Raw genomic sequence first — 19,757 nt, 5'->3', positions numbered from 1 at the left:
CAAATGTACAACACCGATATTAATTCACAAATTTTAATAAGACCTTTTTATCTTAAATATTTTTGAAGATCAATTCAATGTATTGAAAATGAATGTAAAATTCAATTGTTTGTGGAGAAGATTTTATCTTCCCCACATGCCTTCATCCCAATCTTTCCAAACAACTTCATAACCTTGGGTTCGAATAGCAGAACTCACTTCTTCTGGTGTGCGTGCATCGGCAATTTCAAATTGCTCCAAAGCCTTATTATAAACAGCATATCCGCCGGGTTCGGTTTTAGATCCTGCACTCATGGCAGTAATACCCAATTGCATCATATTATCTCTGAATATTTGATTTTCTCGGGTTGATAAGGATAAATCAACATCCGGATCGAAAATACGATAGGCCATAATCAATTGAGCCAACTCCTTATCGTTGATAGGATGATTGGGATTAAATGAACCAACATGTGGACGCAGGCGAGGGAAGGAGAGGCTATATTTGGTGCGCCAATAGGTTTTCTCCAGATAGTTGAGGTGCAAGGCCGTGAAAAACGAATCGGTTCTCCAATCTTCCAAGCCTAGTAAACAACCTAATCCCATTTTATGGATGCCGGCTTTCCCCAATCGATCGCCTGTCTCTAAACGATATTCAAAATTAGCTTTTTTACCTCTTGGATGATAAACAGGATATTGAGCCTGGTTGTAGGTTTCCTGATACACATATACAGTATGGACTCCCATTTCAGATAATTCCTCATATTGATGAGCATCCATTGGTTGTACCTCAATTGAGATAAGGGAAAAATGAGGTTTAACTATTTCAATTATTTCTTTTAAATAATCAAAACCACAATGAGCCGGATGTTCACCAGTAACCAGTAACAAATGCTCAAATCCCATGTCTTTTATCACTTTAATTTCTTCCAGTACCTGTTCTTTGTTTAAAGTGATTCGGGTAATGTCGTTTTTATGATTAAATCCGCAATAAATGCAGGCATTGGCACATGCATTCGATAGGTACAGAGGAATATACATCTGCATGGTTTTCCCAAAGCGTCGTTGTGTAATACTTCGGCTTTTCTGGGCCATTTTTTCCAGAAAAGGTTCAGCAGCCGGCGAAATCAATGCCATGAAATCATCTAAAGTAGCCTTGTTGGTATTCAAAGCTCTTTCAACATCGGTAGCTGTTTTATTGTAGATCGCTTTTTTACATTCATCCCAATTGTAGGATGCATGTACATCATTAAAAGTAAAGCTATTCATTTGGATGGCGATTAATTATCAAGAAAAGCGGTTAACGGACTGGATGCTTCCGCTCCTGTGTTTTTTTCGGCCAATTGAGCTTCAAAAGCCATTCTGCCCGATTCCACAGCCAGTTTAAAGGCCTGAGCCATTTTAACAGGATTGGGCGATACTGCAATGGCCGTATTTACCAAAACAGCGTCAGCTCCCATTTCCATAGCATCAGCAGCATGAGAAGGAGATCCAATTCCGGCATCAACTACAACCGGCACATTGCTTTGTTCAATAATGATGCGCAACATTTCTTTGGTTTGTAATCCCTGGTTGGAACCGATAGGTGCCCCCAATGGCATCACAGCAGAAGTTCCGGCTTCTTCCAATAATTTACAAAGAACAGGATCGGCCTGAATATAAGGTAAAACCGTGAAGCCAAGTTTGGCTAATTCTTCAGTTGCTTTTAATGTTTCAATAGGGTCGGGCAGTAAATATTTAGGATCGGGATGAATCTCCAGTTTAATCAGATCTGTTTCCAATGCTTCGCGAGCCAATTGTGCTGCAAATACAGCTTCTTTAGCCGTTCTTACTCCCGATGTATTAGGTAATAGATGGATGCGTGGATGCTTAAGGTGTTGAAGAATATCATCCGCAGTATTATTTATTTCAACCCTGCGTAATGCAACAGTCACCAATTCCGATTCGCTTATATTGATTGCTTCTTCCATGGTGTTGTTAGAAGCAAATTTTCCAGTTCCGGTAAATAACCTTGATTGGAAGGTGTAATTACCAATTTTTAGTTCTGACATATTTTCTGATGAGTCTAGTTAATGTTTTCTTCGCCAATTTGATGAGCTGAGCTTTCCAATTGTCTTTAATAATTCCAGCGTAGAAGCTCCAGGCTGATCTTGCTGATTAATATATGATGATAAAGCAACACCATAAATTCCGGCATCAAAGAGTTCGTTGAAATCTTCAGGAGTTAATCCGCCAATAGCAATAATGGGAATATGGATGTTGTTCTGCTCACACTGTTGAATTATTTGTTCATATCCTTCAATGCCTAAAACGGGGCTGAGCTTTTTCTTGGTTCCGGTAAACCTGAAAGGCCCCAAGCCAACATAATCTACTCCTTGTGAGACCAGTCTCTTGATGTCCTCAAAAGTATTTGCGGTTCCTCCGATGACTGCTTGAGGTCCTAAAATTTCACGAGCTTCAGTAGGTGCCATATCTTCTTTTCCTAAATGCACTCCGTCAGCTCCAATTCGGGCAGCCAGTTCAACCCGATCGTTAATAATCAGTTTCGCTCCGTTGTCCATGCAAAAGCTTAATGCCTGAACGGCGGTTTTTTCAACTTCCTTTTCAGCTTCTTCTTTCATGCGTAACTGAATCCAGTTACCTCCACCCATTACAACTTGCTGAATCTGCGATAGGATGTTGTGTTTTTCAGATGGTGAAGTGATAAAGTGAAGTCGTGCTATATTTGTTTTCATATCAATTTTATTTTGAATGATACCCTAGTAATCCAGATGTGCTTGCAATAAACGATTTTACATAGAAGTGTGCCTCGCGACAGGCTTCTTTCAGAGAAAGTTGATTCGCTAAATTAGATGCAATAACAGAAGATAAAATACAGCCTGTACCATGTTTTTGTATATTATCTTCAACTTTATCGGACAAAATGAAATATGGTTTTTCATCAGGTATATATAATTCGTCGCAAACAGATGTATCTGTTGAATGACCGCCTTTTATTAGTAGAGAGCAATTGAATTGATCAACAAAGGACTGTGGATCTAATTCTTTAAATAGCTCCTTATATTCAGGAATATTGGGTGTGATCAGATGAATACCTTTCTTTAGCAAATTTTTGATGGAGTTTGAGATATTGTTGTGAAACTCAAATCCGGCCGTGGCTTTTAATATTGGGTCCCATATTACATAGGCTTCTGGCCAGTTTTCGTTAATAAAATCCAGAATGCCAGAAAGTACTTCAACAGATTCGACCAAACCAATTTTAATGCACTTTGGTTTGTATTTCGAAGCCAGGCTATCGAGTTGCATTTTAATTTCATCAAAAGACAACCAGCGAACACCATGGAATTCACTTTCATTCTGAAAAGTGACAGCTGTTATCACACTTAAACCATAGGCGTTATTTTGCTCCATCGCTTTTATATCGCTGCCAATACCTGCACCGTTACTAGGATCAAAACCTGCTATGGTAAGAATAGTTGGTCGTGTCATATCAACTCCATTTATTTGCGATTTCATTATATCGTCTAATAAGTTTATTAATATTGTGGTCTTTTTCAAATTCACTCCAAAGCGAACCCAAAATGGCAAGACCCTCAAAGCCTGCCTCTTTTACTTTATCTGCATTATGAGAATCAATTCCCCCAAGTGCTATTACAGGTACTTTGCATTTTGTATCTAAAAAATTATGGATAGCATTTAGTTTTATAGTTGGCATGTAACCCTTTTTTGAGATGCTTTCGAAAACAGGACTCAAAAAGGCATAATCAACGTGTTCACCCCATTGTTTTAGTTCGTCTAACGAATGAGTAGAGGTGCTTTTCTGATAATTACAATCTATATATTTATCAAGCAAATGACGATTGTATGATGTAAAATGCACTCCCTTCAAATTCATTTCTTCAACTAACGATAAATGGCTGTGAATCATTATATGCTTATGAAACCTTTCGTCAACGGATTTTATCCATTGCTGCAATTTTTCTTTATTGAAATCAGGTTTGCGCACATGAAGTATCTCCAACCCGTTTTCAAAAAGTGCATTAATTGCTTCAAACTCATTGCTGAGTTGCGATGGATGTGTAATAACGATAGGTCTCATAAAAAAATAACAGTGTCTACAAGTAAAGCTCTCCGCCTGATTCCTTGAATACTTCTTTTCGTTCTTCCATTTTTTTAGCCATGTCACGAACTTCATGAGTTGATTTCATGGAGCAGAATTTTTCTCCGCACATCGAGCAGAAGTGAGATGATTTATAGCCTTCATCAGGTAAAGTAGTATCATGAAATTTCATAGCCGTTTCAGAATCAAGAGCCAAGGCAAACTGATCTTTCCAACGAAACTCAAAGCGAGCTTTGCTCATAGCATAATCACGTAGCTGTGCTCCCGGAAATCCTTTGGCAATATCAGCAGCATGAGCAGCCAGTTTATAAGTGATAACACCTGTTTTAACATCATGCTTGTCTGGTAAGCCCAAGTGTTCTTTAGGTGTTACGTAGCAAAGCATAGCTGTTCCCTGCCAGGCAATCATAGCACCTCCAATTGCCGAAGTAATATGATCGTAGCCCGGAGAAACATCGGTGGTTAAAGGACCTAAAGTGTAAAAGGGAGCTTCATCGCAATGCTTTAACTGTCGTTCCATATTTTCTTTGATAGCCTGCATCGGCACATGACCTGGTCCCTCAATAATGGTTTGAACGTATTTGGCACGAGCTCTCCTGTTTAGTTCACCCAGTACTTCCAACTCGCCAAATTGTGCTCTGTCATTCGCATCGGCAATAGAGCCCGGACGTAAACCATCACCCAAAGAAACACCTACATCATAAGCTGCCAGAATGTCGCAAATATCGTCGTAATGAGTATATAAGAAATTCTCTTTATGATGATGCAACATCCACTTCGCCATGATGGCGCCACCACGCGAAACAATTCCTGTTACACGCTTTATGGTTGTTGGAATATGACGCATTAATAAACCGGCATGAATGGTAAAGTAATCCACACCTTGCTCTGCCTGCTCAATTAATGTATCGCGATAAATTTCCCATGATAGTTTTTCTACTTCACCACCCACTTTTTCAAGAGCCTGATAGAGAGGAACCGTTCCAACGGGAACAGGTGAATTTCGGATGATCCATTCTCGGGTTTCATGAATATTATTTCCTGTTGATAAGTCCATAATAGTGTCAGCTCCCCAACGAACAGCCCAAACAGCTTTCTCCACTTCTTCTTCGATGGATGAGGTGGTTGGAGAATTACCAATATTGGCATTAATCTTCACCAGAAAGTTACGACCAATAATCATTGGCTCCGCTTCGGGGTGATTAATGTTTGCTGGTAAAATGGCTCTTCCTGCAGCAATTTCATCCCTTACAAATTCTGGTGTGATTTCTTTTTCTGGAATATTAGCCCCAAATGTTTCGCCCTGATGAAGGCGATATTTCTCTTTAACTTCTTTTAGTTGTTGATTCTCACGAATAGCCACATACTCCATCTCGGGAGTAATATGTCCCTGGCAGGCGTAGTAATATTGCGATACACATTTGCCAGTTTTGGCTTTTAGCGGAGTATGATTTACATGATCGAATCGCAAATGATTCAACGCTTCATCTTTCAGGCGCTCTCTTCCGTATTCTGAAGACAGATGAGGTAACTTTTCTATGTCATCACGTTCTTCAATCCATTTTTTACGAAGTTTGGGTAAGCCTTTTTCTAAGTCAACTTTATAGTCAGGATCGGTATACGGACCACTGGTGTCATAAACCGTTATAGGAGGATTTTTAATTATTTCTCCCTCTGATGTTTTGGTGTCACTTAATTCTATACATCGGTGAGCAACCTCAATATCGAAGATGGAACCTTTTTCATATATCTTTTTTGATGAATGAAAAGGACCAGAGGTAATTCCCTTCTGTGAGATTTTTTGTTGTGTCATTAGTTTAGTTTTTTATCGTCGGAGTAATCTGTATTAGTTGAATTTTAAACTTGGTTTAACCTCCCTGACTGGCTTTTATAATCAGAATTTTATCTCCATCAGAAAGTTGTGAGTTGTTCCAATTGCTTTTAGGAACAACGCAGTCATTTAAAGCAACAGCAATACCGCCCTGATCATGTTGATTCAGTTGTGTGAGAACATCTAATACAGTGTTTGACTCAGAAAATGTATGCTCCTGTCCATTTACAGTTATGGTCATTTGTTTAAAAAATTTGAGAGGAGCCTATGAAAGGTGTAATTCACGTCCCTGCGACAGCATTACCTGCATCAGGTTCAATGGGTATAATCTCAGCCTGTTATTTAAGGCACCCCTGTAATTAAAATATGTATGAGTATTATCAGTCTTGTCTGACAATTTCAAGTCAAAGGTAAAGGAAAATGTTTTTATTAAACAAAAAAGCCGAAGAATATTTTCTTCGGCTTTTTTTGAGAATGCTTTATTTGTTAAAAGAATTTTATGCGTCTTGCAAAGAGACTACTGCCTAAAATCTATAAAACTAATTGTCTATTTCTCAACTTTAAGTATTTCTTTTATCATTTCTTCCATATCAGCTTTTGGTCTAAATCCCATAGCTGCTTGTGGATCTCCTTCTAAAGGAACAAAAACTATGGTTGGCAAGCTTCTTATTCCAAATGTAGCAGCCAACTCACGTTCTTTTTCGGTGTCGATTTTATACACCTGAATTTTTCCGTCATACTCTTTCTGAAGGTCTTTCAATACCGGAGATAACATTTTGCAAGGTCCACACCAATCAGCATAAAAATCCAGAATAGCAGGCACTTTTCCTTCGTACTTCCAGGTTTGATTTTTTTCGTAATCAAACACATATTCTTTAAACGATTGTGCGCTTAAATAAATTACTCCTCCTTCTTCTTCCTCTGAGGTGCTTGCGGTAGTGGTATCTATATTAGTATTACTGCTTTTAGATGTAATTGCAAATGTAACAGCTGATACTAATAGGATACCCAAAATTAATGGATACTTAAATTTTTGCATCTGACTAATATTAATGTGGTTATCGTTTATTTTTCCACTTTCAACACTTCTTTGATAGCTTGCTCAAAAGTGTCTTTTGGTAGTGCACCTTGTGCCATTTGAGGTTGTCCGTCTTTAGGTACAAACAGTAATGATGGGATACTTTGGATACCGAAAGCTCCTGCCAACTCACGCTCAGCTTCTGTATCCACTTTGTATACATTTAATTTTCCATCGTACTCTTGTGCCAACTCTTCCAAAATAGGAGCTACTACTTTACATGGTCCACACCAGTCGGCGTAAAAGTCTATTAAACATGGAACATCACCTTCAAATTTCCATTCTTTATTTTCTGTATAATTGAACACTTTAGTTTTGAAAGTGTCGTTTGTCAATTTCTCTAGCATAATTTTAAATTTAGAAATTAATATATCTATAAATGTCGATAAATGAATATCAAGTTTTGTGCCAAACTGAGTTTATACAATATAACGTCAATATGCCATAAAAAGTTGTAATTTTGTCAGCGATATGACAGAAAATGGCAGGATAAAGATTGAAAAACTGTTAAAGAATCCGGTTTTTCACACAATTCGAGATATAAGTGATGAAATGGGACTACGGTCGTATGTGATCGGAGGTTTTGTTCGTGATATATTTTTAGATCGTCCTTCTAAAGATATTGATGTGGTAGTAATTGGAAGCGGTATAGAATTAGCGGAGAGTGTAGCCAAAAAATTAGGAGGTCTTAAATTATCGGTATTTAAAAACTTTGGGACGGCCATGTTAAAATATCGCGATTTAGAGGTTGAATTTGTTGGTGCCCGCAAGGAATCGTATCAACGACACTCGCGAAAGCCCATTGTTGAGAATGGAACTCTCGAGGATGATCAAAACCGACGCGATTTTTCAATAAATGCATTGGCTTTAAGTTTAAATAAGGAAACGTACGGAGAATTGCTTGACCCATTCAATGGTATGAAAGATATGCAGAAGGGAATTATTCGTACGCCTCAAGATCCGGATATAACCTTTTCTGATGATCCCTTACGAATGATGCGAGCCATTCGTTTTGCTACACAGCTTCAATTTCGTATTGAAGAATCGACTTTTGAAGGGATCAAGAATAACAAAGAAAGGATTGATATTATCTCTGGTGAGAGAATAGCAGATGAGCTGAATAAGATTGTAATGGCAGAAAAACCTTCTATCGGTTTTAAATTACTTGAATTAACTGGTTTGTTGTCGATAATATTTCCTGAGTTGCAGGCAATGAAAGGGGTTGACAAGGTGGATGGAAGAGCTCATAAAGATAATTTCTACCATACTCTTGAAGTATTAGATCGAATTGTTCCAACAACTGATAACCTTTGGCTGCGCTGGTCTGCTATATTACACGATATAGCAAAACCTGTCACAAAACGTTACGATAAAAAGCTTGGCTGGACATTTCATAATCATAACTTTATTGGCACAAAAATGATTCCTAAGATATTTAAAAGGATGAAGTTGCCTTTGAATGAAAAGATGAAGTTTGTTCAAAAGATGGTTGATTTACATATGCGGCCTATCATATTAAGTGAGGACATTGTGTCAGATTCTGCTGTCAGGCGGTTGCTTTTTGAGGCTGGTGATGATATTGATGAGTTAATGACATTGTGTGAAGCTGATATTACTTCAAAAAATCCAGAGAAGGTAAAGCGTTATATGCGCAATTTTAAGGTGGTGCGCCGAAAATTAAAAGAAATTGAAGAGAAAGATAAAGTTCGGAATTTTCAGCCTCCTGTAACAGGAGAGGAAATTATGAAGACATTTGGTATTGAGCCTTGTAAAGCCATTGGTGATTTAAAAGCGATTATAAAAGATGCTATCTTAGACGGAGAGATAGGTAATAATCATGAAGAGGCTTTTGCGCTTCTGTTAAAAAAAGGTGAAGAGATAGGATTAAGGCCGGTAAAAAAGTAAAGATGGAAACACACTCGAAGTATTTTTTTTCAAATTTTAAGGTGCCATCATTAGTTAGTGATATCAAACCAATCATTATTGCCGACTCGTTTTCAACACCATCAAATATTGGAAGTATTATTCGTTTGGGTGCTAATATTGGTGTTTCAAAGATAATTGTGCTAAATTCATCTCAACTTAGAGATAGTAAAATTAAAAAAACGGCAGGTGCTGCAATACAACATGTTGAAATAGTATTTGCAGAAACAAATGAATTGCCAGAATTGATTCCCGATGGATATGTTTTAACAGGTATTGAAACTGTTGAAGGAGCAACCAGTATCTTTGATCCTTTACCTCAGCAAATTGCTTTTGTTATGGGGAATGAGAAGTTTGGTTTAAGTGATGATTTACTTAAGATGTGTAATGATTATAGGTTTATTCCCATGCCTGGAGCTATCAAATCAATGAATGTATCTCATGCAGCCAGTGTTTGCTTATTTGAATGGTACAGGCAAATTATTAATTAAAGAAATATATCCTTAAACATTGAGCTCTTTAAAACATTTATCTATATTTGTTCTAAAGAATTCCGAAATTTAAGATTTTAAGATAAACAGGTTGGCCTTGTCCACTTGTTTTAGGGTTAGTTTTTAAGGGTTAATGGGGAGCGTTTGTTCCCCATCCTTTTTATATTGTATTGAGAGAATTACAGGTAAGTGATCGCTGGCACCTTTCAAATACCTTGGACCAGAGTATGTTCGTTTAGGTTTTATTCCACTATAACTGATATCATCTTCCAGCAACCAATTTAAATGACCTATTTTGTGAGTGAGATTTACACTGCTATTACGCGTCAAACTTGAGGAGATAAGAATGTGATCAATAAGAGACCAGTGTCCCTGGTATTTATGCGAACCTCCAATGGCTTGAAATTTTATTTCATCAGGATTTAATAATGAATAAAAGCTGTTATCTTCCAATAGGTATTGAAGTGAGGTGCTTGTTAGCTCAGCATTGAAATCACCTATTAAGATTATTTTTGAATCAATGTTTACGGCTTTGATAGAGTCGGTATGAGATTTAATTATTTTAGCTACTCTCAATCGCTTTTGTTCTGAAGCTTTTTCGCCTCCGCGTTTGGATGGCCAATGGTTAACTATGATATGTAATGTGTCATTATTATTAGCAATGCCTTTTACATAAAGTGCATCGCGTGTATAAAAATGGAGTGTTGAATCCGATAAGTATATAGGATAAGAGATTAATGGAGTGAATTGGTTCTTCTGATACAGCAGAGCTACGTCAATCCCTCTCTTATCGGGTGAATTATAATGGATATATTTATAGCCAATATTATTAAGGCCTGTTTCGTATATTAATTGACTTAATACTTTTTTATTTTCAATTTCACAGAGGCCAATAATGGCTGGAGTATTCCACTTGTTTACATTTAATATTACTTTACTAATTTGATTGAGTTTATGTTTGTATCTACCATAACTCCAATGTTTATCCCCTTCGTAAGTAAATTCATCGTCAAGTGTCAAAGAATCATTATCGCAGTCAAAAAGGTTTTCAACATTATAAAACATTACTGAGAATTCGCTTCCCGTATTGTTTTGTGCAATAATGTTGATGGAAAATAAAAAGGCTGCTATTAGAGTGATTTTTATCATTCGTCTTTACGTTCCTGACGCTCGTATGCTCCTAAATCGGGTGCATCATCATCTAACCTGCTCATATTTAAAATGTCAACAGGGAATTGTTCAGCAATACTCCTTTTTCCTACATCTTTTGCTGGAGATAAGGTGTCGAGCTGATAATTATATTCTTCTGTATTGATAAAATTAGGAGCTTTGTCAGTAATGGTATTCACAAATATATTTTCGTTTGAAGTATCGTAAGTAGAATCTAGTTTAAGCAAACTGTGATCAAATTTATAATTAACATCTGCTTCCGGAAATTCATCATCACGATATTCAAAATCAGTATCTAACTCATTTAAGAAAGATCCATAAATAATACAATTATTAAAGTTTGCTTTTTTAAGTGGAATCACCTGGGTATTCCCATTCTCATCTTTGTAGTAATTATTTAGGAAAATACTAGATCCATTCCTTGATCCAAATAAATACTCATTAGTTGTAAATGTGCAATGAGAAAATTCGTACTCGCCACCCACAGTAAGAGCTACGGAGCTGTTGCCACATTGTCCGATTACACCATTGTTCATATTAACAACTGAAGATTCAGCCAATAGGCCAAATGTACTAATATGTTCTATTTTAGTGTTGCTTATTTCTATTGGGCTTTCGTTTTCTCCAACAGAATCGGCTAAAATACCCATCAAGCCATTTCGAATAATGGCATTATCAAATGAACTTTGACCTGATCCGGGAAGAAGATGTATATACCCCCATTGTCCAGGCACATCTGCGTACCAATCTTCAAGGCGATGACTGGCAAATAGAACAGGTTCTTCTGTCGTTCCTTCCACATTTAGGGTCCCTAAAACTAATAAGCTGGCATCTTTATAAAAGTAAAGTCTGGCTCCGGGATCAATTGTAACTGTTTGAGCAGAGTCAACAACTAAATAGTCATAAATCAGGTATGGCTTTTCTTTTGTCAGGTGTTGAGTTTCTAACCATTCTTGTTTCATCAAAACAATATCCTGACCATAAGCTATAAGCTTAACAGACTGTATTCGCTGGCTTGTTTCAAACAGTATCGAGTCCGTTACAATAAAGGGTTCATTATCTCCAGATGGATTTATAGTTACATCAACAAAAATATATAAGCTGTCTCTGGCTCTGATTGGAATCTCATTGACAGAATGATCAGAAAAGCCATTAACATTTATTCTAAAGTTGCTTTCTTCTCCACCAGCTAACGATATATTGGTAATGGTAAGGTCTTCGTTGTATGGATTGTATACTCGAAAGTTCTGAGTAGTGGAACCTATTGACGAGAATATAGTGTCGAACATTACGGTGTCATTCGAGAATGATAACCCTTCTTCACTGCCTCTGAAATCAAACTCCCGCTCGCACGAAATGAAGCCTAATAAGCTGAAAAATAATAATATAGTGCTTAAATGTTTCTTCATTTGTACTTCGTAATCAACTGTAACAGTAATGGTTGTTTAAAAATCTTCGTTGGTAGAATCAGTGTGCAAAAATAAAAAATGGAATTGAACTTCTTGCTATAACCTTTCCCATATGCAAAATAAGTAAAGGTTGAAGAAAAATCAATAAAAAAATTAAATAATTGCAATAAAAATAAACAAATATTAACAAATAAATTCTAAATGCTTCACTCAGAAAATAACTACATCTTTACAACGGAATTTTAGCTAAAATTATTATGTGATAAGTTAATTTGCTAAAAGCAAAATTATTAGCTTCCTCAATATGGGGAAGTTTAATGGGATTGATAGGAAGGCATTTAGCCTTGCCAATTAAAGCGTTATTGATGTTGTATTATAAAAGATTTGCATTGCATCATGAGGCCGTTGAGATAAATGATAAAGGTAAGGGGTAATTAGATTGAACAAAGGGAAATAAAAAAGCGAAGAAAGTTTCTTCGCTTTAGGGGGAGAATATAGTCTTAATGAGTTGTTACTTATATGTTAAGGGTGTTCTCCCAATCGGAAATGTTTAACATCCATGATTCTATTGCTATATCAGCTTCCTCGTAATGAACATTTTGTAATTCTATATCTTGCCAAGTAGAAGTTGAAAGCATCCAGTTTTCCAAGGGAATATCTGCTTCAGTAAAGTTTTCATCATAGGTTACGCCCCAGCTTTCAACGCTAAGCATCCAACTTTCTAACGGAATGGTTTCTTCCATTAGGGCAGATTCACTAAAGTAGCTGTTATTTACTAAATTCCATTCTGATGTATTTAACATCCAACTCTCAATAGGTATTGCTGTTTCTGTAACTTCTATATCGGTTGCTACATTCCATGACTCTGTTGATACCATCCACTCTTGAACAGGTATTGCTTCTTCAATATAATCAGCATTAATATAATCTAAAGTAGTAGTGGTTGAAGTCCATGATGCATCTGTCATCCAGTTATCTATTGCTATAGGCTCTTCAACGACGTCGGTTAAATATTCTTTTAAATCAATTGGTGTAACTTCAGTAACGGGTATGGTGGTTGTTGCCTGACGGTTTAATATTGATGTTACACTTGCACTAGTGTATAGTTCTGTACCTTTTTGAACAAATGAAAAGTAAATGCTCAAAGTAAAAATACTCAAAGTAATACCAAAGAAAATGTAATTAGCAGTTGAGTTTTTGTGGGTGTGATTAATTTCAGTTTTCATGACTATATCCTCCATTATTTAGTTGTTAAATTAATAACAGACTTTATGCCATTTTATGTAATTATTAGTTTAACAGGGTGTTATGTGGTGAAAGGTGCTGTCTGGAGGTTTTAAAAATGAACGATATTAAACAATTTCATGTTCATTTTCGAACAATAAAAAACCCATCTTTTAGAAAGATGGGTTCTTATTTAATATCTCAAGGGAATTACTTTCCTGATTTTTCAAGAACTTCCATTACTTCACGAACGTGCTTGCGACTTTCAAGTAATAGTTCTTTTTCTTCATCGTTAAGTTGAAGCTCAATTACTTTTTCTACACCATTCTTACCTAATACAACAGGTACTCCAAGATAACAGTCATCTATTCCGTATTCTCCATCAAGTTTAATACATACAGGGAAAACGCGTTTCTGATCTTTGATAATTGCTTCAACCATTTGAGCAGCAGCCGAACCAGGAGCATACCATGCTGAGGTGCCCATTAATTTTACTAACTCTCCACCACCAAATTTTGTACGTTCAATAATAGCATCCAATTTTTCGGCATCAATCAATTCAGTTACTGGAATACCACCAACAGTAGTGTAGCGAGGAAGTGGTACCATAGTATCTCCATGACCACCCATTAATACTGCCTGAATATCTTTTGGTGAAACATTCAATTCTTCAGCAAGGAAAGCTCTGTAGCGAGCGGTATCTAAGATTCCGGCCATACCCATTACTTTGGTGCGTGGAAATTTAGATGTTAGGTGTGCCTGATAAGTCATTACGTCCAATGGGTTGGAAACGATAACAATTTTAGCTTCAGGTGAATATTTTACAACTTGCTCTGTAACAGATTTAACAATTCCGGCGTTGGTCTCAATTAAGTCGTCACGTGTCATTCCTGGTTTGCGAGGAAGACCGGAAGTAATAACCACAACATCCGAGTCAGCAGTTTTAGAGTAATCATTGGTAACCCCTACTGTTCTGGTATCATATAAGTTAATTGGTGCTTTTTGCCATATATCCAAAGCTTTACCTTCGGCAACACCCTCTTTAATGTCAACTAAAATTACCTCATTGGCAATTTCTCGATACGCTAAAACATCTGCACATGTTGCACCTACATTACCGGCTCCTACAACGGTTACTTTCATAATGAATTATATTTTTTAGTGTTATGAATTTGCAATATTTACTCTCTAATTATTTAATAATATTTCAAGGGACGGTAAAATTAAAAATTAATCCAGATTACTGAATTTTTTCCTTATTCTTTAACATTCTTTTAGATTCAGGCGGGTTGACGTCTATTCAACAAGTAACTAGCTTTCTTGTTCAAATTCAAACTGTTGACCTTATAGTTTTATTAAAGATTTACTCAATTTAAAATACATGGATTATATTAAGATGTAATATATCTATATGTGCATCAGTGTGTTTGTTTGTGTTGTGAGTTTTTGTGATAAATTTAGATTAATTCTAAATATGATTCATATTTCTCAGTTAATCCTTGTTATATGCTGAATCGTTATAATATGATCAGGTCAATATTCATTAAGTATCGTTAACATTTTATTAAGCTTGTTTGAAAACCTAAAAATAAAAACCTATATTAGCTGCCTGTTGTAAAAGTGTATAAATAACACTAACACAATTGGTGTATATTTTGACCCAAAAAATGAGTGACTATTCTTTATGTCTAATAGAAAATTAAATAATTATATTTCAGTTGACTGTGTAATATTTGGTTTTGATTCGGAGAAACTAAATGTTCTTGTTGTAGATCGAACACTTAAAGCTGACGATGGAAGCGATGAATTTTCTGATTTAACACTTACAGGTAATCATATTTACGAAGATGAGACTATAGTAGAAGCCGCTGATAGGATTTTATATGATTTAACCGGGCTGAGAAATATTTATCTTGAACAGTTTAAGACCTTTGCGGCACCTGATCGGTTAAAGAAGGAAAATGATCGAAAATGGTTGCTTCACGATAATAGAGATCCTGACAAAAGGATTGTATCGATTGGCTTTTTTGCATTGTTGGCAACGCAAAAAGTAACATTAGAGTGGAAGGGAAGAAATGTGCGCTGGATGCCGGTTGAAGAAGTTGGAGAGTTGGGATTTGACCATAATTTGATTCTGTCAGAGGCGCTTGTTGCAATGCGTAATAAATTAATACATGAACCAATTGGGTTTGAATTATTGCCGGATAAATTTACGCTTTCACAATTACAAAAAGTATACGAGATAATATTAGATACCACCTTTGATAAAAGAAACTTCCGAAAAAAAGTAGGGCGTATGAAGTATTTAATTCCTTTGGATGAAAAGCAAAAAGGAGTGGCTCATAAACCTGCTCGTTTATATATGTTTAGCCGCGAAGTTTATGAAAAAACCAGGAAGGAAATACTTAATTTCTTAGTATAAAGCCAAATAATGGACAAAAGAACAAACAAAGTCTCAGTTTTTGAGAAAGTTGGTTATGCTTTAGGCGACGGTGCTGCAAACATTGCATGGCGTGGCGTATCTACTTTTTTACTATTTTTTTATACAGATGTATTTGGACTAGCACCAGCTGCAGCTGGATTATTGTTGTTAGTTGCCCGCTTTAGCGATGGTGTAAGTGATGTTGGTATGGGGGTTATTGGTGATATGACCAATTCGAAATATGGAAAGTTCAGACCTTGGGTATTATGGACAGCCATTCCATTAGCTGTTATTTTATCTCTGCTATTTACCACTCCTGATTTGGGGCCAACCGGTAAATTGATCTATGCCTATTCGACTTACATTCTATTTACACTGATTTACACAGCTAATAATATCCCTTATGGAGCTTTGATGGCTGTGATGACAGGAGATAACAAAGAACGAACCAGTATAGGATCATATCGAATGGTTGGGGCATTTGCAGGTGGAATGATAGTACAAGGTGCTTTGTTGTATTTAGTTGCTCATTTTGGTAATGTGAATCCGGAAATTAATATTACCGAACTCAACCAATCAAAGTATGAAGTGGTGGTTTCAACACCTCAGAATGTACCCAATGCCAATATTAAAACGGAAGATGGTATTGCTACTATAATATGGTCTGATGTAAGTAAGAATCCAGATAAGGAACCGGGAAAATATATAAGTTTCTCAATGGAGGCCGATCAGGATTATTCCTTTATTGTGGAAGGAGAAGAAAGCTTATCAGCAGATAAAATTCGATTAATTAACCAAAAAAAGGGCTACAGTTATTCAATATACGTAATGTCGGTTTTTCTGGCTCTTTTTATGTTTATCACATTTGCCAGTACAAAGGAGCGAATTGCTCCACCAATGGAGCAGAAGACAAACTTGTTAAGAGATCTGAAAGATTTAGTTAAGAATAAGCCATGGTTGGTTTTATTGATAGTTGGGTTATTATGGACCATTTATAATTCAACAAAGCAAGGTATGGTAATGTATTATTTTACTTTATATGTAAATAATCAATTATTAGCCGCTTCATTCCTTGTAGGACTAATGATAGCATCTATAGTTGGAGCAATGGTAACGGCTCCGCTTAGTAAAATCTTTGGAAAAAGAAGATTATTTATCTATGCTTTATTGTTTTCAGGTGGAGTAAATGCTTTGTTTCTTTTCTGTGGCTCAGATGATATAGGCGCCATATTTACTATTGGTATTGTTTCTGAATTTGGAGCAGCCATTTTTCCTACACTGTTTTTTACGATGCTTGGAGATGCTGCTGATTATTCAGAATATAAAAATGGTCGTCGTGCTACTGGTTTAATCTATTCCGCTGGATCATTTGTAACCAAGTTTGGTGGAGGTTTGGCAGCTGCGCTTATTGGTGCTGTTTTGGCTGCATATCATTATGACGGAATGGATTCATCAACGATTGAAGGAGCGATACCTGCAATTAAAATGTTGATGAGCTGGATACCCGCTTTGGTTGCTTTGTTGGCAGCTGTTTTAATGACGATTTATCCGCTTAATCAATCTAAAATGGATGAGATTAATATTGAGCTGGATGCACGAAGAGCTGCAAAATAAATTATTTGAACTAGTTATAATACAGATAAAATGAAATTTGGATTTTTTGATGATGTAGCGAAAGAGTATGTAATTACTACTCCTCAAACACCCTGGCCCTGGATTAATTATTTGGGTAATGAGGATTTCTTTTCTTTGATCTCCAATACGGCAGGTGGTTATTCTTTTTATAAAGATGCCAAATTCAGACGTATTACCAGGTATAGATATAATAACGTGCCCATGGATAACGGAGGGCGTTACTTCTATATCAATGATGGTGATTCGGTATGGTCTCCGGGATGGAAGCCTTGTAAAACTCCTTTGGATAATTATGAGTGTCGTCACGGTATGAACTATACCAAAATAAAAGGTGAAAAAGATGGTGTGACAGCTGATTTGTTGTTTTTTGTTCCATTAAAAACATGGGCAGAAGTACAAAAAATGACACTTACCAATAATTCCGACGAAACTAAAAAGCTTAAGTTGTTTTCTTTTATGGAGTGGGCGCTATGGAATGCGGCTACTGACATGGAAAACTTCCAGCGTAATTTCTCAACCGGGGAGGTAGAGGTTGAAGGATCTACTATTTATCACAAAACAGAATATAAGGAGCGTCGCAACCATTATGCTTATTACTCGGTGAATACCGAGATTGATGGTTATGATACCGATCGTGAAACTTTCTTTGGTTTGTATAATGGCTTTCATGAGCCTCAAAAAGTATTAGAAGGGAAGCCGGGGATGAGTGTGGCTCATGGATGGTCGCCTGTAGCTTCGCATTATATTGAGGTGGAATTAAAACCTGGTGAGAGCAAAGATTTTGTTTTTGTTTTGGGATATGTTGAAAATGCTCAGGACGAAAAGTGGGAGAGTAAGGGGGTGATCAATAAAACAAAAGCTAAGGCAACTTTAGCTAAGTTTGATACAGCCGAAAAAGTAGATACTGCTTTTACTGAATTGAAAGCTTATTGGGAAGATTTGTTGGATGTTTATACTGTTGATTCGGGTGATGAAAAGCTGGACAGGATGGTGAACATCTGGAATCAGTATCAATGTATGATTACCTTTAATTTCTCTCGTTCAGCTTCTTATTTCGAAAGTGGAATAGGTCGCGGAATGGGATTCCGCGATTCAAATCAAGATTTAATAGGATTTGTACATCAAATTCCGGAACGCGCCCGTGAGCGTATTATTGATATTGCTTCCACTCAATTCCCTGATGGTGGATGTTATCACCAATATCAACCATTAACCAAACGAGGTAATAACGACATTGGTGGTGGATTTAATGACGATCCGATGTGGTTGATTTTAGGTGTTGTTAGCTATATTAAAGAAAGTGGCGATTTTACTATTTTGGATGAAATGGTGCCTTTTGATAATGATATGAGTGTTGCCAAATCAATGTTCGATCATTTGACTATTTCTTTTGATCATGTTATCAATAATTTAGGTCCTCACGGATTGCCATTGATTGGTCGTGCGGATTGGAACGACTGTTTAAATCTAAACTGTTTCTCTAATGATCCTAATGAATCATTCCAAACCACTGAAAATAAAACGGAAGGTTCAAAAGCTGAATCATTAATGATTGCAGGTTTGTTTGTGGTTTATGGTCGCGATTATATCGAGCTGTGTAAAGTGTTGGGTAAAGAAGAGGAAGCAGCTCGCGCTCAGAAACATGTTGATGCTATGATTGAAGCTGTAAAACAACATGGTTGGGATGGTGATTGGTACCTTCGTGCATATGACTTTTACGGTAAAAAAGTAGGAAGTAAAGAAAATAAGGAAGGTCAGATTTTTATCGAATCGCAAGGCTGGTGTACAATGGCCGAGATTGGTAAAGAAGAAGGAATGACTACCAAAGCACTGGATGCGGTTAAAGAGCGTCTTGACTGCGAATATGGGATTGTATTAAATAATCCTCCTTTTTCGGAGTACGTGGTTGAGTATGGAGAAATTTCATCTTATCCTGCCGGATATAAAGAAAATGCAGGTATCTTCTGTCATAATAACCCTTGGGTAATTATTGGTGAAGTTTTAAATGGAAATGCAGATAGAGCCTGGGATTATTTTAGGAAAATATGTCCGGCATATCTCGAAGAAATCAGTGATCTGCATAAAACAGAACCGTATGTATACTCGCAAATGATTGCCGGTAAGGATGCTTTCAAACCAGGGGAAGCTAAAAATTCGTGGCTAACAGGTACTGCTGCCTGGAATTTCTATACCATCAGTCAGTATATATTAGGGATCCGACCGCATTATAATGGTTTAATTGTGGATCCATGTATTCCGGCCGATTGGAATGGATTTAAGGTGAAACGTAAATTCAGAGGAACTCAATATAATATTGAAGTAATTAATAAAGGTGGCTCTTCTACATCAAGTAAAAAAACATGGGTGAATGGCGAACTAATTACTGGTAATATAATTCCTATTCAGGACGCTGAAACTGTTGAGGTAAAAGTCGAAATTTAGAAATGTAGATTCAAAAATGATTTGCAACAATTT

18 protein-coding genes and 1 riboswitch are annotated in these 19,757 nt (G+C 36.5%); of the genes, 5 read left to right on the top strand and 13 right to left on the bottom strand.

Translation table 11 applies throughout. The features are described 5' to 3' along the window. Positions 1–123: 123 nt before the first annotated feature. From thiH to trxA (KEM10_RS16635), 9 genes are all read right to left on the bottom strand, one after another. On the bottom strand, positions 124–1,248 hold the full coding sequence (gene thiH, locus KEM10_RS16675; RefSeq protein WP_212217165.1) for a 2-iminoacetate synthase ThiH: 1,125 nt from the start codon (positions 1,246–1,248) through the stop codon (positions 124–126). An 11-nt stretch (positions 1,249–1,259) separates the two neighbouring features. Continuing rightward, entirely contained in the window at positions 1,260–2,030 is a 771-nt protein-coding gene (locus KEM10_RS16670; RefSeq protein WP_212217164.1) for a thiazole synthase, read from the bottom strand. Positions 2,031–2,048: 18 nt separating this feature from the next. Further along, entirely contained in the window at positions 2,049–2,714 is a 666-nt protein-coding gene (locus KEM10_RS16665) for a thiamine phosphate synthase (RefSeq protein WP_212217163.1), read from the bottom strand. A gap of 7 nt (positions 2,715–2,721) precedes the next feature. Further along, a complete protein-coding gene (locus tag KEM10_RS16660; RefSeq protein ID WP_212217162.1) occupies positions 2,722–3,495 on the bottom strand; it encodes a hydroxymethylpyrimidine/phosphomethylpyrimidine kinase in 774 nt (257 codons plus the stop codon). Then, entirely contained in the window at positions 3,470–4,078 is a 609-nt protein-coding gene (locus KEM10_RS16655) for a thiamine phosphate synthase (RefSeq protein ID WP_212217161.1), read from the bottom strand. The genes KEM10_RS16660 and KEM10_RS16655 overlap by 26 nt, the downstream gene beginning before the upstream one ends. A 16-nt stretch (positions 4,079–4,094) precedes the next feature. Next, complete coding sequence (gene thiC, locus KEM10_RS16650; protein WP_212217160.1) at positions 4,095–5,912, bottom strand: phosphomethylpyrimidine synthase ThiC; 1,818 nt, start codon at positions 5,910–5,912, stop codon at positions 4,095–4,097. A 55-nt stretch (positions 5,913–5,967) separates the two neighbouring features. Next, a complete protein-coding gene (gene thiS / locus KEM10_RS16645) occupies positions 5,968–6,171 on the bottom strand; it encodes a sulfur carrier protein ThiS (protein WP_212217159.1) in 204 nt (67 codons plus the stop codon). A 27-nt stretch (positions 6,172–6,198) separates the two neighbouring features. Further along, positions 6,199–6,295: riboswitch (TPP riboswitch) on the bottom strand. Between the two features lie 182 nt (positions 6,296–6,477). Further along, positions 6,478–6,969: a thioredoxin gene (gene trxA / locus KEM10_RS16640; protein ID WP_212217158.1), complete on the bottom strand. Its 492-nt coding sequence runs from the start codon at positions 6,967–6,969 to the stop codon at positions 6,478–6,480. 26 nt (positions 6,970–6,995) lie between these two features. Next, the gene (gene trxA, locus KEM10_RS16635; RefSeq protein WP_212217157.1) at positions 6,996–7,355 is read right to left on the bottom strand and encodes a thioredoxin; all 360 of its coding nucleotides are present in this window, start codon (positions 7,353–7,355) and stop codon (positions 6,996–6,998) included. Positions 7,356–7,479: 124 nt separating this feature from the next. Between trxA (KEM10_RS16635) and KEM10_RS16630 the strand changes: the two genes are divergently transcribed. Further along, positions 7,480–8,913, top strand: a complete 1,434-nt coding sequence (locus tag KEM10_RS16630; protein WP_244825957.1) for a CCA tRNA nucleotidyltransferase — start codon at positions 7,480–7,482, stop codon at positions 8,911–8,913. A gap of 2 nt (positions 8,914–8,915) precedes the next feature. Then, entirely contained in the window at positions 8,916–9,422 is a 507-nt protein-coding gene (locus KEM10_RS16625) for a TrmH family RNA methyltransferase (protein ID WP_212217156.1), read from the top strand. A gap of 123 nt (positions 9,423–9,545) precedes the next feature. On the opposite strand, the gene KEM10_RS16620 is transcribed toward KEM10_RS16625, so the two are convergent. From KEM10_RS16620 to mdh, 4 genes are all read right to left on the bottom strand, one after another. Continuing rightward, a complete protein-coding gene (locus tag KEM10_RS16620; RefSeq protein ID WP_212217155.1) occupies positions 9,546–10,571 on the bottom strand; it encodes an endonuclease/exonuclease/phosphatase family protein in 1,026 nt (341 codons plus the stop codon). Then, a complete protein-coding gene (locus KEM10_RS16615; RefSeq protein ID WP_212217154.1) occupies positions 10,568–12,001 on the bottom strand; it encodes a hypothetical protein in 1,434 nt (477 codons plus the stop codon). Before KEM10_RS16615 ends, KEM10_RS16620 begins: the two co-directional genes overlap by 4 nt. A 515-nt stretch (positions 12,002–12,516) precedes the next feature. Continuing rightward, complete coding sequence (locus KEM10_RS16610; protein ID WP_212217153.1) at positions 12,517–13,242, bottom strand: hypothetical protein; 726 nt, start codon at positions 13,240–13,242, stop codon at positions 12,517–12,519. Positions 13,243–13,435: 193 nt separating this feature from the next. Then, on the bottom strand, positions 13,436–14,368 hold the full coding sequence (gene mdh, locus KEM10_RS16605; RefSeq protein WP_212217152.1) for a malate dehydrogenase: 933 nt from the start codon (positions 14,366–14,368) through the stop codon (positions 13,436–13,438). A gap of 541 nt (positions 14,369–14,909) precedes the next feature. Here mdh and KEM10_RS16600 point away from each other — a divergent pair. The 3 genes from KEM10_RS16600 to KEM10_RS16590 are packed head-to-tail and all read left to right on the top strand — an operon-like array spanning position 14,910 to position 19,724. After that, on the top strand, positions 14,910–15,647 hold the full coding sequence (locus tag KEM10_RS16600) for an NUDIX hydrolase (RefSeq protein ID WP_212217151.1): 738 nt from the start codon (positions 14,910–14,912) through the stop codon (positions 15,645–15,647). Positions 15,648–15,656: 9 nt separating this feature from the next. Next, positions 15,657–17,261 (top strand): MFS transporter, encoded by a 1,605-nt coding sequence (locus tag KEM10_RS16595; RefSeq protein ID WP_212217150.1) that lies wholly within the window; start codon positions 15,657–15,659, stop codon positions 17,259–17,261. 30 nt (positions 17,262–17,291) lie between these two features. Then, positions 17,292–19,724, top strand: coding sequence for a GH36-type glycosyl hydrolase domain-containing protein (locus KEM10_RS16590; RefSeq protein WP_212217149.1), 2,433 nt, complete (start codon positions 17,292–17,294; stop codon positions 19,722–19,724). Positions 19,725–19,757: the final 33 nt, after the last annotated feature.

The organism is Carboxylicivirga linearis (assembly GCF_018271995.1).
Lineage (GTDB): Bacteria > Bacteroidota > Bacteroidia > Bacteroidales > Marinilabiliaceae > Carboxylicivirga > Carboxylicivirga linearis.
The sequence above is the reverse complement of the archived record's forward strand: the minus strand, read 5'-3'. Positions and strand labels throughout refer to the sequence as shown.

Coding starts and splice junctions, on each gene's coding strand:
- KEM10_RS16670 (WP_212217164.1), bottom strand. CDS start 2,030: ATGTCAGAACTAAAAATTGGTAATTACACCTTCCAATCAAGGTTATTT.
- KEM10_RS16655 (WP_212217161.1), bottom strand. CDS start 4,078: ATGAGACCTATCGTTATTACACATCCATCGCAACTCAGCAATGAGTTT.
- thiH (WP_212217165.1), bottom strand. CDS start 1,248: ATGAATAGCTTTACTTTTAATGATGTACATGCATCCTACAATTGGGAT.
- KEM10_RS16660 (WP_212217162.1), bottom strand. CDS start 3,495: ATGAAATCGCAAATAAATGGAGTTGATATGACACGACCAACTATTCTT.
- KEM10_RS16590 (WP_212217149.1), top strand. CDS start 17,292: ATGAAATTTGGATTTTTTGATGATGTAGCGAAAGAGTATGTAATTACT.
- KEM10_RS16610 (WP_212217153.1), bottom strand. CDS start 13,242: ATGGAGGATATAGTCATGAAAACTGAAATTAATCACACCCACAAAAAC.
- KEM10_RS16595 (WP_212217150.1), top strand. CDS start 15,657: ATGGACAAAAGAACAAACAAAGTCTCAGTTTTTGAGAAAGTTGGTTAT.
- KEM10_RS16620 (WP_212217155.1), bottom strand. CDS start 10,571: ATGATAAAAATCACTCTAATAGCAGCCTTTTTATTTTCCATCAACATT.
- KEM10_RS16630 (WP_244825957.1), top strand. CDS start 7,480: ATGACAGAAAATGGCAGGATAAAGATTGAAAAACTGTTAAAGAATCCG.
- thiC (WP_212217160.1), bottom strand. CDS start 5,912: ATGACACAACAAAAAATCTCACAGAAGGGAATTACCTCTGGTCCTTTT.
- KEM10_RS16615 (WP_212217154.1), bottom strand. CDS start 12,001: ATGAAGAAACATTTAAGCACTATATTATTATTTTTCAGCTTATTAGGC.
- KEM10_RS16625 (WP_212217156.1), top strand. CDS start 8,916: ATGGAAACACACTCGAAGTATTTTTTTTCAAATTTTAAGGTGCCATCA.
- trxA (WP_212217158.1), bottom strand. CDS start 6,969: ATGCAAAAATTTAAGTATCCATTAATTTTGGGTATCCTATTAGTATCA.
- thiS (WP_212217159.1), bottom strand. CDS start 6,171: ATGACCATAACTGTAAATGGACAGGAGCATACATTTTCTGAGTCAAAC.
- KEM10_RS16665 (WP_212217163.1), bottom strand. CDS start 2,714: ATGAAAACAAATATAGCACGACTTCACTTTATCACTTCACCATCTGAA.
- trxA (WP_212217157.1), bottom strand. CDS start 7,355: ATGCTAGAGAAATTGACAAACGACACTTTCAAAACTAAAGTGTTCAAT.
- KEM10_RS16600 (WP_212217151.1), top strand. CDS start 14,910: ATGTCTAATAGAAAATTAAATAATTATATTTCAGTTGACTGTGTAATA.
- mdh (WP_212217152.1), bottom strand. CDS start 14,368: ATGAAAGTAACCGTTGTAGGAGCCGGTAATGTAGGTGCAACATGTGCA.